Annotated in this window: 12 protein-coding genes, 4 tRNA genes and 1 pseudogene; 11 read left to right on the forward strand and 6 right to left on the reverse strand. The window is 59.4% G+C overall.

The window, feature by feature from the left end; all coding sequences use genetic code 11:
* A pseudogene (locus CKW18_RS28465) lies at positions 1-267 on the forward strand (IS4 family transposase); the annotation flags it as partial.
* Positions 268-320: 53 nt separating this feature from the next.
* Here CKW18_RS28465 and CKW18_RS28470 read toward each other — a convergent pair.
* The gene (locus CKW18_RS28470) at positions 321-545 is read right to left on the reverse strand and encodes a hypothetical protein (RefSeq protein WP_095191826.1); all 225 of its coding nucleotides are present in this window, start codon (positions 543-545) and stop codon (positions 321-323) included.
* A gap of 962 nt (positions 546-1,507) precedes the next feature.
* Between CKW18_RS28470 and CKW18_RS28480 the strand changes: the two genes are divergently transcribed.
* Complete coding sequence (locus CKW18_RS28480) at positions 1,508-1,831, forward strand: hypothetical protein (protein ID WP_095191827.1); 324 nt, start codon at positions 1,508-1,510, stop codon at positions 1,829-1,831.
* A 175-nt stretch (positions 1,832-2,006) separates the two neighbouring features.
* Positions 2,007-3,371: a DNA recombination protein RmuC gene (rmuC, locus tag CKW18_RS28485; RefSeq protein ID WP_170947340.1), complete on the forward strand. Its 1,365-nt coding sequence runs from the start codon at positions 2,007-2,009 to the stop codon at positions 3,369-3,371.
* Between the two features lie 96 nt (positions 3,372-3,467).
* Here the strand turns inward: rmuC and CKW18_RS28490 are convergent, their stop codons facing one another.
* Together CKW18_RS28490 and CKW18_RS28495 are read right to left on the reverse strand one after the other, a co-directional pair.
* Positions 3,468-6,938: a PAS domain-containing hybrid sensor histidine kinase/response regulator gene (locus tag CKW18_RS28490; protein WP_095191829.1), complete on the reverse strand. Its 3,471-nt coding sequence runs from the start codon at positions 6,936-6,938 to the stop codon at positions 3,468-3,470.
* Positions 6,939-7,160: 222 nt separating this feature from the next.
* Positions 7,161-7,703 (reverse strand): TetR/AcrR family transcriptional regulator, encoded by a 543-nt coding sequence (locus CKW18_RS28495; protein WP_095191830.1) that lies wholly within the window; start codon positions 7,701-7,703, stop codon positions 7,161-7,163.
* 91 nt (positions 7,704-7,794) lie between these two features.
* On the opposite strand from CKW18_RS28495, the gene CKW18_RS28500 reads away from it, so the two are divergent.
* The 4 genes from CKW18_RS28500 (at position 7,795) to CKW18_RS28515 (ending at position 12,575) form a co-directional block, all read left to right on the forward strand.
* The gene (locus CKW18_RS28500) at positions 7,795-8,982 is read left to right on the forward strand and encodes an MFS transporter (RefSeq protein ID WP_095191831.1); all 1,188 of its coding nucleotides are present in this window, start codon (positions 7,795-7,797) and stop codon (positions 8,980-8,982) included.
* Between the two features lie 52 nt (positions 8,983-9,034).
* Entirely contained in the window at positions 9,035-9,346 is a 312-nt protein-coding gene (locus CKW18_RS28505; protein WP_095191832.1) for a cupin domain-containing protein, read from the forward strand.
* 105 nt (positions 9,347-9,451) lie between these two features.
* The gene (locus tag CKW18_RS28510; RefSeq protein WP_095191837.1) at positions 9,452-10,603 is read left to right on the forward strand and encodes a TDT family transporter; all 1,152 of its coding nucleotides are present in this window, start codon (positions 9,452-9,454) and stop codon (positions 10,601-10,603) included.
* A gap of 97 nt (positions 10,604-10,700) precedes the next feature.
* Positions 10,701-12,575 carry an MFS transporter gene (locus CKW18_RS28515; RefSeq protein ID WP_095191833.1) on the forward strand — a complete coding sequence of 625 codons (1,875 nt, stop codon included), beginning with the start codon at positions 10,701-10,703 and terminating at the stop codon, positions 12,573-12,575.
* Positions 12,576-12,688: 113 nt separating this feature from the next.
* Here the strand turns inward: CKW18_RS28515 and sugE are convergent, their stop codons facing one another.
* From sugE to rdgC, 3 genes are all read right to left on the reverse strand, one after another.
* On the reverse strand, positions 12,689-13,003 hold the full coding sequence (gene sugE, locus CKW18_RS28520) for a quaternary ammonium compound efflux SMR transporter SugE (RefSeq protein ID WP_095191834.1): 315 nt from the start codon (positions 13,001-13,003) through the stop codon (positions 12,689-12,691).
* A gap of 118 nt (positions 13,004-13,121) precedes the next feature.
* Positions 13,122-14,087 carry a bile acid:sodium symporter family protein gene (locus CKW18_RS28525; RefSeq protein WP_095191835.1) on the reverse strand — a complete coding sequence of 322 codons (966 nt, stop codon included), beginning with the start codon at positions 14,085-14,087 and terminating at the stop codon, positions 13,122-13,124.
* A gap of 147 nt (positions 14,088-14,234) precedes the next feature.
* Positions 14,235-15,155 (reverse strand): recombination-associated protein RdgC, encoded by a 921-nt coding sequence (gene rdgC / locus CKW18_RS28530; RefSeq protein WP_095191836.1) that lies wholly within the window; start codon positions 15,153-15,155, stop codon positions 14,235-14,237.
* Between the two features lie 159 nt (positions 15,156-15,314).
* On the opposite strand from rdgC, the gene CKW18_RS28535 reads away from it, so the two are divergent.
* The 4 genes from CKW18_RS28535 (at position 15,315) to CKW18_RS28550 (ending at position 15,849) form a co-directional block, all read left to right on the forward strand.
* A tRNA-Val gene (locus tag CKW18_RS28535) sits at positions 15,315-15,390 on the forward strand.
* 19 nt (positions 15,391-15,409) lie between these two features.
* Positions 15,410-15,486: transfer RNA gene (locus CKW18_RS28540), tRNA-Asp, on the forward strand.
* A gap of 191 nt (positions 15,487-15,677) precedes the next feature.
* Positions 15,678-15,753 (forward strand) — tRNA-Val (locus CKW18_RS28545).
* Positions 15,754-15,772: 19 nt separating this feature from the next.
* Positions 15,773-15,849: transfer RNA gene (locus CKW18_RS28550), tRNA-Asp, on the forward strand.
* The last annotated feature ends 302 nt before the right edge of the window (positions 15,850-16,151 follow it).

The raw sequence follows: 16,151 nt of genomic DNA on the forward strand, positions 1-16,151 counted from the left end.
CGTCGGGAGGCAAGTCAGGCAGCAGTCGCGTTTGGTCGAGCGCCGTCGGACATCCGTTTCAAGCCGGCTTGCCAGTACATCGCCGTGCAGTTGATCGTGATGGCAGCGGCCAATCCTGTTTCAGCGATGGGTAGACGGTTGGCGGAACTTAGAAAAGGCGTTGGCGGGCTGTTTCTGGATCACCGCCCAAGGCCTTCGAGGCCAAGGACGGCGAAGATTTCAAAAAACCGGTTTCCGGTGGACCGTAAGGCTGCTCCGCTTAAGTGAACAGCATTACGCTTTTTAAGCGAGGCTTTTGCTTTTGCAGCCTTTTCGGCTTTTCAGGCAACCAGTGCCTGACGTGTACGGTCGATCACGGCCTGCAGCGGTTCGGCGCTGGAGTATTGATCGGGGTACAGACGCTCGCTGTGGCGGGCGATTCCGTGTTCATTGACCACGGTGAAGCTGAAGCAGCCTTTGCGAGCGGCCATGATCAGGCAGTTCATTGGTGCAAAAGCCTTGGTTAGGGTGCGAATGGCATCCTGAGTATGGATTTGAGTAGACATAGTTATTAGGTGTTCCTACAAATGACACGGATAAGAACCGTGCAACGTTAAAACGTTCCAGTAATGTCGACCACCATTGGTCGAACAAAGAACCCGACTGGAACAAAGCAGCCAGTTTGAAGCGCTGATAAGTTGGCGCGCTTGGGCTGGCAGGTAGGTACTTAGGAGGGCAGGCAACACATCAAGGGCAAAGGTTCTGGGCCCGGGGTGAAGATCCTGATCAATTTGCAGGTTGGTTCGGTCAGAGTAAGTGGTCTTCGCAACACCCTTTGCATTCATTCAAAGGCAGTGCCGTCACAAGATTTACCTGGAAACCATCGAGGGGTCGTTCCCGCTTTCTCGGTGTAAGCCTTCTGTGAAGAAGGTTGACCGTGGGGATGTGTTCGACCGGAATTGACTTTCAGCTTGGTACTAACGCCGCGGATAGTATCGGATCGAAATGGGTAAAGCAAACGCTGGATGGAAAAAGATTGAAATCCTTTGCCGATTTTGCTTGGCGATCCGTTTGGTTGCCCTGATTGGCTCAGATCCCGACCGTCGGTCGGTGAAGCTTTTTTCATGGCGCCGCTTGTCAGTGGGCTTTACCCCAGGCAAATGGCCTAAACGACTCGAAACTGTGCATTCATATAACCGGGTAACAGGTACTTGTGCACATTAGTTGCGCGGGCTGTAACGACACTGTCACATCAATCCTGACCCCGGTGGCTGCCTGTAACGAAAGTTTAAGTCAATGAAAAACATCGCTTTTTTTTGTTGGTGAAAAAATCGTCAGTTTGACTGCGGGCCCCATTCTACAAGGCTTTGCGGGGGTTGGAGGGCGGTTGTCCACTGAGTTATCCACAGCTTCTGTGGATTGTCCCGAGCGCTTGCTCTAGGACGGGCGTGCCGGGTTGTTTTTCGGCTTTACCTGTAAGAAAAAGAGAGTAGAGTGGCGCGCCTTCCGATCTGTCCCACAGTGTTTTATGAAGTTTCGCTCAGTATCAGACTCTGTTACCTCTCAGTCTCCTCGTGTTACCCCTCCCAAGCGATTTTCCGTGCGCGTCGCCGAATGGCTGCTCGACAGCCCGTGCCTGAGCGACAGCCATAATGCCAAACACCTTGCTGGCCGCCTGCTCAAGCAACCGGCGCGCGAAGGCGTGATCGTCGCGCAGAGCCGTCTCGGTCAATTGATGTGTCGTGAGTGCGGCAATGCCCGCGATCGCCGCATTGGCCAGGATCTTTTGCGTCAGGCCGCTCGCGCCGGTGATCGTCGTGCGCAGCAGGAACTCGGGCTCATCGAAGACTGAGCTGTCCAAGTTCTGACACCTTGGTTACCCTTCAGGCTTTATCGGATCGGCAGGAGTCGCTATGGCTATGGACTTGACCAGCGTATTGCTCGGTCTCGCAGGCGCTGGGCTGCCGTTATTGGCACTGGCCTGGCAACTGCAGCGCCGGGCGAGCAACGGGCAAGCGCAAGTGGCCTTGATGGAAGAACGTCTGGCCATGGCGCAACTGGCACAGGACGGGCTCAACGCTCAGCTTGATGCCAGCCGCGATGAGATCGCCGATCTCGGCCAGGCCAACGCGGCCAAACAGGCTGAATTGGCGGCGCTGCGTCGCGAAGTCGAGCTACTGCAGATCGAGCGTGACGATGCCCGGGATGCGTCCCACGCCTGGAACCTCGAGCGCGCCAGCAAGGAAGCCGAACTGCGTCGCCTCGACGCTCAGGCGGCCTCGCTCAATGCCGAATTGCGCGAACAGCAGGAAAGCCATCAGCAACGCCTCAACGACCTGCAAGGCTCGCGCGATGAGCTGCGTGCGCAGTTCGCCGAACTGGCAGGCAAGATCTTCGACGAACGCGAGCAGCGTTTCGCCGAGACCAGTCAACAGCGCCTCGGCCAGTTGCTCGATCCGCTTAAAGAGCGCATCCAGTCCTTCGAAAAACGCGTGGAAGAAAGCTATCAGGCCGAGGCCCGCGAGCGCTTCTCGCTGGCCAAGGAGCTGGAGCGTTTGCAGGCGCTCAACCTGCGCCTGAGCGATGAAGCGACCAACCTGACCCGCGCCCTCAAAGGCCAGAAAACCCAGGGTAACTGGGGGGAGTTGATTCTTGAGCGCGTGCTGGAACATGCAGGTCTCGAGAAGGGCCGCGAGTACCAGACGCAGGTCAACCTCAAAGGCCCGGATGGCGAGCGCTTCCAGCCGGACGTAATCATTTACTTGCCGGGCGACAAACAGGTGGTGGTCGACTCCAAGGTCAGCCTCACGGCCTATCAGCAATACGTGGCCGCCGAAGACGATACCCTCGGGCAGATCGCGATCAAGCAGCACGTGCTGTCGCTGCGCAACCACGTCAAGGGCTTGTCCGGTAAGGATTACAAACGCCTGGAAGGCTTGCACAGCCTGGATTTCGTTTTGCTGTTCGTGCCGATCGAAGCCGCGTTTTCCGCAGCATTGCAGGCTGAGCCGACGCTGTTCCAGGACGCCTTCGATCGCAACATCGTGATCGTCAGCCCGACCACATTGCTGGCGACTCTGCGCGTGATCGACAGCCTGTGGAAGCAGGAACGCCAGAGCCAGAACGCCCGGGAAATTGCCGAGCGCGCCGGGTGGTTGTACGACAAATTCGTGTTGTTCATTCAGGATCTGGACGAGGTCGGCAATCGTCTGCAGCAACTGGACAAAGCCTACAGTTCGGCGCGCAACAAGCTGACAGAAGGGCGCGGCAACCTGGTCAGCCGCAGCGAGCAGCTCAAGCTGCTCGGTGCGCGGGCGAGCAAGAGTTTGCCAGCGGATCTGCTGGAGCGGGCGATGACCGATGTCGATGGCTTGGTTGAATTACCGGAATAGCCGCAAACGCTTGGCGAGCAAGCCCGCTCCCACATTGGAATGCATTTCAAACGGTGGGAGCGGGCTTGCTCGCGAAGGCGTCAGTGAAGTCACCACCTACAACGGCACATACCGACTCAGCAACGCCCGCAACGCCGCCGGTTTCACCGGTTTGGCCAGATAATCCAGCCCCGCCGCATGCACCTGCGCCACCGTCTCCGGTCGCCCATCCGCGCTGATCACCACCCCCGGTACCGGCTCGCCCAACGTCGTGCGCAACCACGCCATCAACTCAGTCCCGGTGTCGCCGTGATCGAGGTGGTAGTCCACCAATGCGAGTTGTGGCCGCACGCCATCCTTAAGTAACGCCGCACATTCCTCACGATTGCGCGCCGTCCACACCTGACAGCCCCAGCGGCTTAACAGGCTGTTCATGCCGATCAGAATGCTGTCTTCGTTATCGATACACAGCACCCGTGCGCCATTCGGTAACTGGCCATTCATTTCGACAGCGGCGCTCGCCGGCAGGGTTTGTGTGCGCGCCAGCGGCACACTGACGCTGAACACGCTGCCGCGCCCCGGCCACGAGCGCACACGCAATGTATGGCCGAGCACGCGACATAAACCATCAGCGATCGCCAAGCCCAGTCCCAGGCCTTTTTCAGCGCGGGTCTGATGGCTGTCGAGGCGTTTGAATTCTTCGAAAATCACCTGCTGCTTGTCTTCCGGAATACCCGGCCCGCGATCCCACACCTCCAGACACAATTCCCCGTCGCGTCTACGCACACCCAGCAGTACCGGGCCTTTGGCGTAGCGGAAAGCGTTGGTCAGGAAGTTCTGCAGAATCCGCCGCAGCAATTTGATGTCGCTGTCGATGCGCAAGTGGCTGCCACGCACGCGGAAGCTCAAGCCTTGTTCGTGGGCCAGTGCCTTGAACTCGGCACCGAGTGTATCGAACAGTTCATTGAGCACGAATGGCTTGCGATCCGGGTTGATCTTGCCGTTTTCCAGACGGGAAATATCCAGCAGATCGCTGATCAAGTCCTCCGCCGAGCGCAACGAACTGTCGAGGTGCTGCACCAGTTTTTGCGCCTCGCTGCTCAAGCCGTCGTCCTGATGGGAGAGGGCGGCGGAGAACAGGCGCGCGGCGTTCAACGGCTGCATCAAGTCATGGCTGACCGCGGCGAGGAAACGGGTTTTTGATTGGTTCGCGGCCTCGGCGGTGCCTTTGGCTTCGGTCAGCGCGACGTTGAGTTGCGACAGCTCCTGCGTCCGTTCGCTGACCCGTTGCTCCAGTCCCTCGTTGGCCTCGGTCAGCGCCTGTTCGGCTTCGCGGAACGCAGTAATGTCGGTGAAACTCATGACGAAACCGCCGCCGGGCATCGGGTTGCCGATCAGCTCAATCACCCGGCCGTTGGGGAACAGCCGCTCAGAAGTGTGTGCGCGACCCTGGCGCATCCAGTGCAGGCGCCGGGCGACGTGGACTTCCGCTTCGCCGGGACCGCACAAGCCGCGTTCGGCGTTGTAGCGAATGATGTCGGCAATCGGTCGGCCGACGCTGATCAGGCCGTCCGGGTAGTTGAACAACTCCAGATAGCGGCGGTTCCACGCCACCAGCTTCAGCGACTGGTCGACCACGCTGATGCCCTGGGTAATGTTTTCGATGGCGCCTTGCAACAGCGCGCGGTTGAACTGCAAGACTTCCGAGGCTTCGTCGGCGATGCGGACGACGTCTTCCAGTTGCATTTCCCGACCTTCGATGGCGGCTTTTACTACCGCTCGCGTCGACGATGCGCCAAGCACACCGGCCAGCAGGCGTTCGGTGTGGGCGATCCACTCACCGTCGGCGTTCTGATTCGGGTTGAAGCCTTTGCCTTGGCGGTAGGCGAAACGGATAAAGCTCTGCCGCGCGCGTTCTTCACCGACAAAGCGTGCCGCCAGTTGCAGCAAATCGTCGATCTGCACCGCCAGCATCGAACGTGCACTCGGGCGGGCGCTGATTTCCTGACCGATGAAGCGCCCGGCCTGCCAGTGCTCCGACACGCGGGTGCGGGACAATACCGAGACCCAGGCGAACAAGGTGAAGTTGCCCGCCAGCGACAGCACCACGCCTTGGGTCAACGGTGTGATCGGCAGGTTCAGCGGGTTGCTGTGCAGCCAGGCGAGGCCGGGGAAGGTGTCCAGCGACCAGCCGAGGCTGCGTGCGGCAATCGGCAGGATCAATGTGTAAAACCACAGGAACGTCCCGGCGGCGAGGCCGGCGAACACACCGCGCCGGTTGGCCTGTTTCCAGTACAGCGCACCGAGCATGGCCGGGGCCAGTTGCGTCACCGCAGCGAAGGCAATCTGACCGATGGTCGCCAGGCTCGCGGTCGAGCCGAGCAAGCGATAGGCGACGTATGCCAGCAACAGAATGACTACGATGCTGACCCGGCGCACCGACAGCATCCACTGGCGGAACACTTCGAACGGGCGCTCGGCGTTATTGCGTCGCAGTAGCCACGGCAACAGCATGTCGTTGGAGACCATGGTCGACAACGCCACGCTGGCGACGATGACCATGCCGGTCGCCGCCGATGCGCCGCCAATAAACGCCAGCATCGCCAGCGCCGGATGGGCCTGGGCCAGTGGCAGGCTGATCACGAACGAGTCCGGCAATACGTCGCTGGGCAGCAGCATCTGACCGGCCAGGGCGATCGGGACTACAAACAGCGCGGCCAACGCGAGGTAGGCGGGGAACACCCATTTGGCCAGGCGCAGATCCTGCGGATCGATGTTCTCGACCACTGTGACGTGGAACTGCCGGGGCAGACAAATGATCGCCATCATCGCCACCCCGGTCTGCACCACCATCGACGGCCAGTTAATCGTTTCCTTCCAGTATTCCTCCAGGCGCGGGGCGAGCATCGCCTGATTGAACAGATCGTCGAAGCCGTCATACAGGCCATAGGTGACGAAGGCGCCGACGGCGAGAAACGCGAACAGCTTGACCAGTGACTCAAACGCGATCGCCAGCACCATGCCGCGGTGGTGTTCGGTGGCGTCGAGGTTGCGCGTACCGAAGACGATGGTGAACAGCGCCAGTACCAGCGACACAATCAGCGCGGTGTCTTGGGCGCGGGTGCCCATGGCGTCGGCACCGGCGCCGATCAACAGGTTCACGCCGAGGACAATACCTTTGAGTTGCAGGGCAATGTAGGGCAGGACGCCAACCAGACAAATCAGCGCCACGACCACCGCCAGCGATTGCGATTTGCCGTAGCGCGCGGCGATAAAGTCAGCGATGGAGGTGATGTTCTCCTGCTTGCTGATCATCACCATTTTTTGCAGGACCCACGGCGCGCCGACCAATAGCAGGATCGGCCCGAGGTAGATCGGCAGGAATGACCACAGTTGCTCGGCAGCCTGACCCACCGCGCCGAAAAACGTCCAACTGGTGCAATAAACCGCCAGTGACAGGCTGTACACCCAGGCACGCACTCGCGGCGGCAGCGGCGCACTGCGACGGTCGCCGTAGAAGGCGATGGCGAACATGATGGCCATATAGGCCAGGGCGACGACGGCGATCAGCCCGGTGGACAACGGCATGCAACACTCCCGACAGAAGACTCCCCGGCACTCCTGCCCGGGCGGACAGTCTCGCATGAGTGTGGCGCTTAGTCAGTGTCGACCAAGGTCGTGGCGTGGCGGGGTGTCGCAGGAATGGAACCGGGTGGTATTTATGGTGACTGGCCGGGCCTCTTCGCGAGCAAGCCCGCTCCCACAGGGGAATGCATTTCAAATGTGGGAGCGTGCTTGCTCGCGAAGGCGTCAGTCCGGCTGCAACGCGATATCAATCAACCTGTGCAATTCCTCCACTTCAAGCGCCGCCGCTGAAAACAGAATGCGGAACACCACCGGCGCCACCACCAGATTGATCAGATGATCAACGCTCGGCGCGATCTCATCAGGATGCCGCTCGATGATGGTCTGCAACTGCGCCCCGATAATCGTCACGCAATACCCCGGCGTCGCACTCGCCTGCACGTCGCGCATCATGTTGCGCCCCGGCTCCGAGCTCATCTCGTCCAGATACTGCTCGGCCCACGCGCGGATATCGCTGCGCAGACTGCCGGTTTCTGCCGGCTCGCTATCAGGGCGCATGCGGGCGAGGGCGACGTCGGCCAGCAAGGCTGCCAGATCACCCCAGCGTCGATAGACGGTCGACGGCGTCACCCCGGCGCGCGCCGCGATTTGCGGCACGGTCACGGTCGAACGCTCCTGTTCTTGCAGAAGCGCTTGAACTGCCGAATGAATCGACTCTTGTACCCGGGCGCTGCGACCACCCGGGCGTAAACCTTCTTTAATAGCCATGCGGCAGACCTTAACACAAAGAATTTGCTTTAAGCGTTGGGCGGTAGCACACTCCGCAAAAGCAAAAAATTAGCTTTTGCGGAGTGTGCACATGAATAGCCCTGTTTCACATCGTTCGAATCTGTGGTTTCTGGCGATCACCTTACTGAGTTTTCTCGCCGCTTCCACTGCGCCGACGCCGTTGTACCACCTGTATCAGGATCAACTGCACTTCTCGGCAGCGGTGCTGACCCTGATTTTCGGGGTCTACGCCCTGAGCCTGCTGGTGGCGCTACTGACGGTCGGTTCGCTCTCGGATCATTTGGGACGCAAACCGGTGATCTTTACCGCCGTTGTGCTCAACGCGCTGGCGATGTTGCTGTTTATCTATGCCGACAGCGTCGGCTGGCTGATCAGTGCGCGGGTGCTGCAAGGCTTCGCCACTGGCATGGCCACCGCCGTTTTAAGCGCCACGTTGCTGGACACCGATCGCCAGCAAGGGCCGTTGATCAACAGTGTTGCGCCGTTGCTGGGCATGGCGCTGGGTGGCATGGGCTGCGGGTTGCTGGCGGAATTTGCCCCGGCGCCGTTGCAACTGACTTACTGGCTGCTGCTGGCACTGTTTGTGGTGCAGGCGTTATACGTCTGGCGCCTGCCGGAAAGCGTTACGCCGCAAGCCGGAGCGTGGGCGTCGTTGCGGCCGACTTTGCATGTGCCGGTTCAGGCGCGTGCAACGTTGTGGCGAGTGCTGCCGCTGAACACCGCAACCTGGGCGCTCGGCGGTTTCTATGCCTCCCTGGCGCCATCGCTGGTGCGCACCGCCACCGGTTCCACCTCCAACCTGATCGGCGGCGCAACCGTGGCGGCATTGACCGTGACCGGTGCGCTGATGATCTTCACCCTGCGCAATCGTCCCGCCACCCGCGCCTTGCAGTTGGGCGCAAGCTTGCTGCCGAGCGGTCTGCTGCTGATTCTGCTGGGTGTGCACAGCGCCAGTCTGTCGTTGTTTTTCCTCGGCACACTCGTGGCCGGATGTGGCTTCGGCTCGGGGTTCCTCGGTGCGGTGCGCAGTCTGGTGCCGCTGGCCTTGCCTCATGAGCGGGCCGGGTGGATGTCGGCGTTTTATGTGCTGAGTTATCTGGCGTTTTGCTTGCCGGCGTTATTGGCAGGGCATTTCACCCACAGCCTGGGATTGCTGGCCACGACTGACGTGTACGGCGGGGTGTTAATCGTCTTGGCGGTGGCAGCGCTGTTGCTCAGCCTGCGACCTCAACCGGCCAAGGTGTGCAGCGCTCCATAACCACAGCCGTTTCGGTTAGCCTTGGCCAGTCATTCTTCTCACGGATCGATTCATGAAGATTATTCGCAGCAAGTCGTTCACCGCCGATCGTGCCTGGGGCGCACTCGATATCGCCAACATGAACGGCATCACCACGCGTCTGCACTGGACCGATCAGCCGTATAAATGGCACGTCAACGATGGCGAGGAGGTGTTCGTGGTGCTCGATGGGCAGGTGCAGATGCGCTATCGCGAAAACGGCGAAGAAAAGCAGGTGCAGCTCGACGTTGGCGACATCTTTTACGCCTCGGTCGGCACCGTGCACGTCGCCCATCCACAGGGCGTGGCGCGGATTCTGGTGATCGAGAGCGAAGGCAGCGTTTAATTACTTATTGGTAAAATAGATAACAGTTAGAGAAATTACCCGTTATATAGATATTCGATTCGGATCTACCATGGACTCAACCTCACCAGAGGAGAGGACGCCATGATGACTTGCCCCAACAGCGCCAAACCCGGCATCAAGCCGTTCAGCCAGCTTCAGCATCCGCGTGAAGTGATTCGACAATTCACGCCGAACTGGTTCGCCGCGACCATGGGTACCGGTGTGCTGGCCTTGGCGCTGGCGAATTTGCCAGTAGCCATTCCTGGTTTGCACGCAGTCGCGGAAGGGTTGTGGCTGTTCAACATTCTGTTGTTCACGCTGTTTACCGCTGCGTACGCGGCGCGGTGGATTCTGTTCTTCGACGAGGCGCGACGGATATTCGGCCACTCCACTGTGTCGATGTTCTTCGGCACCATTCCCATGGGCTTGGCGACGATCATCAACGGCTTTCTGCTGTTCGGTCTGCCGCGTTGGGGCGATGGCGTCATCCAACTCGCCGAAGTGCTGTGGTGGCTCGATGTGGCGATGTCGCTGGCTTGCGGCGTGCTGATTCCCTACATGATGTTTACCCGTCAGGAACACAGCATCGACCAGATGACCGCCGTGTGGCTGTTGCCCGTGGTGGCTGCAGAAGTGGCGGCGGCCAGTGGCGGGCTGCTCGCACCGCACCTCACCGACGCCCACTCGCAACTGGTGGTGTTGACCACAAGCTACGTGCTCTGGGCATTTTCCCTACCGGTAGCGTTCAGCCTGCTGACGATCCTGTTGTTGCGCATGGCCCTGCACAAACTGCCCCACGAAAACATGGCCGCGTCGAGTTGGCTGGCCCTCGGTCCAATCGGCACCGGTGCGTTGGGCATGTTGCTGCTGGGCGCTGATGCCCCGGCGATCTTCGCTGCCAACGGCTTGCCGGGCATTGGCGAAATTGCTGCGGGGATTGGGCTGGTGGCGGGGATTACGCTGTGGGGTTTCGGTCTGTGGTGGATGCTGATGGCGTTGCTGATCACCGTGCGTTATCTGCGTGACGGCATTCCGTTCAACCTTGGCTGGTGGGGTTTTACCTTCCCGTTGGGCGTGTACTCGCTGGCGACTCTGAAGCTGGCCAGTACGCTGAACCTCGGTTTTTTCAGCGTGGTCGGCTGCGTATTGGTGGCGATGTTGGCGGTGATGTGGCTGATTGTCGGCAAGCGCACGGTGCAAGGTGCGTGGCGTGGCGAACTGTTTGTCTCGCCCTGCATTGCAGGTTTGAAGAAATAACCTGAAAAGTTTAGGTAAGGTGTGGCCTGGATCGCGGTTCGAGATTCCAATAACAAGTATCCAGGCCTCCCTCTACAACAACAGGTACACCCGGAAGATGAGCCACCCCTCACAGTTCAACCTGCTCCGTACCCGGCGCTTTTTGCCGTTCTTTATTACGCAGTCGCTGGGCGCGTTCAACGACAACGTGTTCAAGCAGTCGCTGATCCTCGCCATTCTGTATCGGCTGACCATCGAGGGCGACCGCTCGATCTGGGTCAACCTGTGCGCGCTGCTGTTTATCCTGCCGTTCTTCCTGTTCTCGGCGCTGGCCGGGCAGTTCGGCGAGAAATTCGCCAAGGACGCGCTGATCCGTCTGATCAAACTCGGGGAAATCGCGATCATGGCGGTGGGGGCGGTCGGCTTCCTCTTCGATCACCTGTCGCTGATGCTGGTGGCGCTGTTCGCCATGGGCACCCACTCGGCGCTGTTCGGGCCGGTGAAATATTCGATCCTGCCCCAGGCCTTGCGTGAGGAAGAGTTGGTCGGTGGCAACGGGCTGGTGGAGATGGGGACGTTTCTGGCGATTCTCGCCGGCACCATCGGCGCCGGGATCATGATGTCATCGGCGCACTATGCGCCCGTTGTCTCCGTTGCCATCGTCGGCATCGCCGTACTGGGTTATCTGGCCAGTCGCAGCATCCCTCGCGCGGCGGCCTCGTCGCCGGAAATGCGCCTGAACTGGAATATCTTCAGCCAGTCGTGGGCCACCCTGAAACTCGGGCTCGGCCAGACCCCTGCGGTGTCGCGCTCGATTGTCGGCAACTCGTGGTTCTGGTTTGTCGGGGCGATTTATCTGACGCAGATCCCGGCGTATGCCAAGGAGTGGATGCACGGTGACGAAACCGTGGTCACCCTGATTCTCACGGTGTTCTCGGTGGGCATCGCGTTGGGTTCGATGCTTTGCGAGAAGCTCTCCGGGCGCAAAGTCGAGATTGGTCTGGTGCCGTTTGGCTCGTTCGGTCTGACCGTATTCGGCCTGCTGCTGTGGTGGCATTCCGGTGGAATTCCCGACAGCGTTACCGGCCACAGCTGGATTGAAGTGCTGGGCTTCGTTCACACCTGGGCGGTGCTGGTCGATATTCTCGGCCTCGGCATTTTTGGCGGCTTCTACATCGTGCCGCTGTACGCATTGATCCAGTCGCGCACGGCCGAAAACGAGCGGGCGCGGGTTATTGCCGCCAACAACATTCTCAACGCACTGTTTATGGTGGTCTCGGCCATCGTTTCGATCGTGTTGCTGAGCGTGGTCAAACTGTCGATCCCGCAGCTGTTTTTGGTGGTGTCGCTGCTGAACATCGGCGTCAACGCCTACATTTTCAAAATCGTTCCCGAGTTCAGCATGCGCTTCATGATCTGGCTGCTCAGCCATTCCATGTACCGCGTCGAGCATCGCAACCTTGAAGCGATCCCGGATGAGGGTGCGGCTTTGCTGGTGTGCAACCACGTGTCGTTTGTCGATGCCTTGCTGATTGGTGGCGCGGTGCGTCGGCCGATTCGCTTTGTCATGTACTACAAGATCTACAACTTGCCGGTACTGAACTTTATCTTCCGCACGGCGGGGACAATTCCGATTGCCGGACGCAACGAAGACATCCAGATCTACGAAAAAGCCTTCACCCGCATCGCTCAATATCTGAAGGACGGTGAGCTGGTGTGCATCTTCCCGGAAGGCAAGTTGACGGCGGATGGCGAGATCAACGAGTTCAAGGGGGGGCTGACGCGGATTCTCGAGGAGACACCGGTGCCGGTGATTCCGTTGGCGTTGCAAGGGTTGTGGGGGAGTTTTTTCAGTCGCGATCCGAACAAGGGCGTGTTTCGCCGGTTGTGGTCGCGGGTGACGTTGGTGGCGGGTTCGGCTATTGCGGTCGAAGGCGCGGAGCCGGCGAAGTTGCAGGGGTTGGTGGGGGAGTTGCGCGGGACAGTCAGATAGTCGGTGATTTTAGGGCCTCTTCGCGAGCAAGCCCGCTCCCAAAGTTGACCGTATTCCAATGATGGAGCGCGGTTGAATGTGGGAGCGAGCCTGCTCGCGAAAGCGGTAGTGGCCTAAGCGCTGACCTTAAGCCCGATCAACCCGGTAATGATCAGCGCCACACTGGCCAACCGGATCAATGCCATCGATTCACCAAACAGAATGATCCCGGCAATCACCGTGCCCACGGCACCCACGCCCGTCCAGATTGCATAGGCGGTGCCCAGCGGCAATTCCTTCATCGCAAGGCCCAGCAGGCCAAGGCTGATGGCCATGGCCGCAATGGTCAGTGCGGTCGGGAGTGGACGGCTGAAACCGTCGGTGTATTTCAGGCCGACGGCCCAGCCGACTTCGAACAGGCCGGCGAAAAACAGAATGATCCAGGACATGACAAACCTCCATCGATTGACGGGGTCGTCCCCAGATTAAAAACTCGATTGAGCCGCAGGGTCGTCCCCGCGTTGCGCGATAGAGTGCCGCGCATTAATCCGGGGATCAAGTTCCCGATCAGTCGGCGGCCCGTTGAGCCAGCGTCTGTTCATCTTCTTTCTCGCTCATCCGCCGGAAGTAAGTAGATAGCAGCGCCCCGGAGATGTTGTGCCAAACGCTGAACAGCGCGCTCGGCACCGCCGCCAGTGGTGAAAAATGCGCACTGGCCAATGCCGCGCCCAATCCCGAATTCTGCATGCCGACCTCCAGCGCCAGCGATTTGCGTTGCGCCAATGGCAACTTGAACAGCCGTCCGGTGAAGTAGCCCAGCAAGTAGCCGAAGCTGTTGTGCAGCATTACCACCGCCATGATCAGTAGCCCGGATTCGGCGATTTTCGCCTGACTGGCGGCGACCACTGCAGTAACGATGATCACGATGCTGACCACCGATACCAGTGGCAACACATCCACCGCGTGACGCACCTTGTCACCGAGCAGGCGTTGCGCGACCACGCCAAGGATGATCGGCAGCAGCACCACTTGCAGGATCGACCAGAACAATTCCATGAATGATACCGGCAGCCATGCCGAAGCCAGCAGCCAGATCAGCGCCGGGGTCAGCAATGGGGCGAGGAGGGTGGTGACGGCGGCGATGGCCACCGACAGCGCCAGATCGCCGCGCGCCAGCCAGGTCATCACGTTGGACGAGGTGCCGCTTGGGCAGCAGCCGACCAGAATCACCCCGACGGCGATTTCCGGCGGTAGGTGAAACACCTGGCAAAGCAACCACGCCACACCGGGCATGATCACGAAATGTGCGATCACGCCCAGCGCCACACGCCACGGATGGCGGGCAACAGCAGCGAAATCGTCGAGTTTGAGGGTCAGGCCCATGCCGAACATGACCAGCCCGAGCAGCGGCACGATCGCGCCTTTGAGACCGAGGAACCACGCCGGTTGCAGGAACGCGACAACGGCGAAGATCAGAACCCAGTAAGCGAAGGTGTTGCCGACAAAGCGGCTGAGTGTAGCCAGTGCGCGCATGGCTTGTTCCTTATTATTAAATGAACACCACAAACCAAATGTGGGAGCGGGCTTGCTCGCGAAGGCGTCGGGTCAGCCAATATTTATTTGAATGACACACCGCTTTCGCGAGCAAGCCCGCTCCCACCGTTTGAACTCCGTTGGGCTCTAGATCCCCTGCGGCGTCTCTTCACCACCCAGCGCTTCAACCAGCGCCGGCAGGAAGTCGCCGAAGGTCAGCATCATCAGGGTGAAGCTGGCATCCAGTTGACCGAGGGCTTCGTCGCCACCGTCCTGTTCCGCCTGATCCTGCAGCAGGTCTTCGAACTTCAGGCGTTTGACGGTCATCTTGTCGTCGAGCATGAACGACAACTTGTCCTGCCAAGCCAGCGACAACTGGGTAACGACTTTGCCAGTGCTCAGGTGCAGCTGGATTTCTTCACTGGTCAGGTCCTGACGTTTGCAGCGCACGATGCCGCCGTCTTCGTGGGTGTCGCGCAGTTCGCACTCGTCCAGCACATAGAAGTCATCGGCGGCTTTCTGGGTGGTGACCCAATCGGTCATGACCGCCGTCGGTGCCATTTTCACGGTCAGCGGACGAACGGGCAGGGTGCCGATCACTTCGCGCAAAGTGGAGAGCAAGTCTTCGGCACGTTTAGGGCTGGCCGAGTTGACCAGGATCAGGCCTTTCTTGGGCGCGATGGCGGCGAAGGTCGACGAGCGACGGATAAAGGCGCGCGGCAGGAACGCCTGGATGATTTCATCCTTGATCTGGTCGCGTTCTTTCTTATAGACCTTGCGCATCTGCTCGGCTTCGATCTCTTCGACCTTTTCCTTGACCGCGTCGCGCACGACGCTGCCCGGCAGAATGCGTTCTTCTTTACGTGCAGAGATCAGCAGGAAGTCACCGCTGACGTGCACCAGTGGAGCATCTTCGCCTTTGCCGAACGGCGCGACGAAACCGTAGGTGGTCAACTCCTGGCTTGCACATGGACGCGCCAGTTTGGTGGCCAGTGCAGTTTCCAGCGCCTCGGCATCGACAGGCAGGTCTTGGGTCAGGCGATAGATAAGCAGGTTTTTGAACCACATGGGGTGAGTCTCTCCTTTATACAAAGGGGGGCATTATTGTCTTCGCCGTGGCATAGGCCAACCCTTCTCTAAGCCTTTGGAAGGCCTGAGAAAATTATTTAAAAAAGTGCTTGCCAGAGGTGGGGTCGCTCCGTAGAATGCGCGCCACACCGAAGCGAAGGGTGATTAGCTCAGCTGGGAGAGCGTCTGCCTTACAAGCAGAATGTCGGCGGTTCGATCCCGTCATCACCCACCATTCGTTTCAAGTGTTTAGCGCAGCGGTAGTTCAGTCGGTTAGAATACCGGCCTGTCACGCCGGGGGTCGCGGGTTCGAGTCCCGTCCGCTGCGCCATATTCGGTAACCTGGACCACTGAACGCCAGGTCACCACGGAAAAACCCGCCAAGGCGGGTTTTTTTCTGCTCCAAGGTTGTACCCGCGGGATGTGTCGTTTTACCGGTTTTCGGATTTTTTTGAAAAAAACTTCAATTAAATCAACACTTTACGAAAACTTGTGGCATAATGCGTCCCGTAACGAAGCGAAGGGTGATTAGCTCAGCTGGGAGAGCGTCTGCCTTACAAGCAGAATGTCGGCGGTTCGATCCCGTCATCACCCACCATTCGTTTCAAGCGTTTCGCGCAGCGGTAGTTCAGTCGGTTAGAATACCGGCCTGTCACGCCGGGGGTCGCGGGTTCGAGTCCCGTCCGCTGCGCCATATTCGGTCATCTGGAACACTGAACGCCAGATCACCACAGAAAGCCCGCCTAGTGCGGGCTTTTTGCTGTCTGCGATTTGAGAAAATCACCTGAACCCCTGTAGGACTGCGGCACGCTGCGATCTTTTGATCTTGCTTTCCTAAGATCAAAAGATCGCAGCCTCGTTGCACTCGACAGCTCTTATCAAACAAAAAATAACGCATTGTTTTTGCTCTAAATTCTATCCAGCCATCACCAACTGCATCCCCAGCTTGCGTGCCTTGCGTTCCAAGGCGCGCAGTTGCCGGCTGCGGCTTTTTTC

The sequence above is a fragment of the Pseudomonas sp. Irchel 3E19 genome (genome assembly GCF_900187585.1).
GTDB lineage: Bacteria > Pseudomonadota > Gammaproteobacteria > Pseudomonadales > Pseudomonadaceae > Aquipseudomonas > Aquipseudomonas baetica.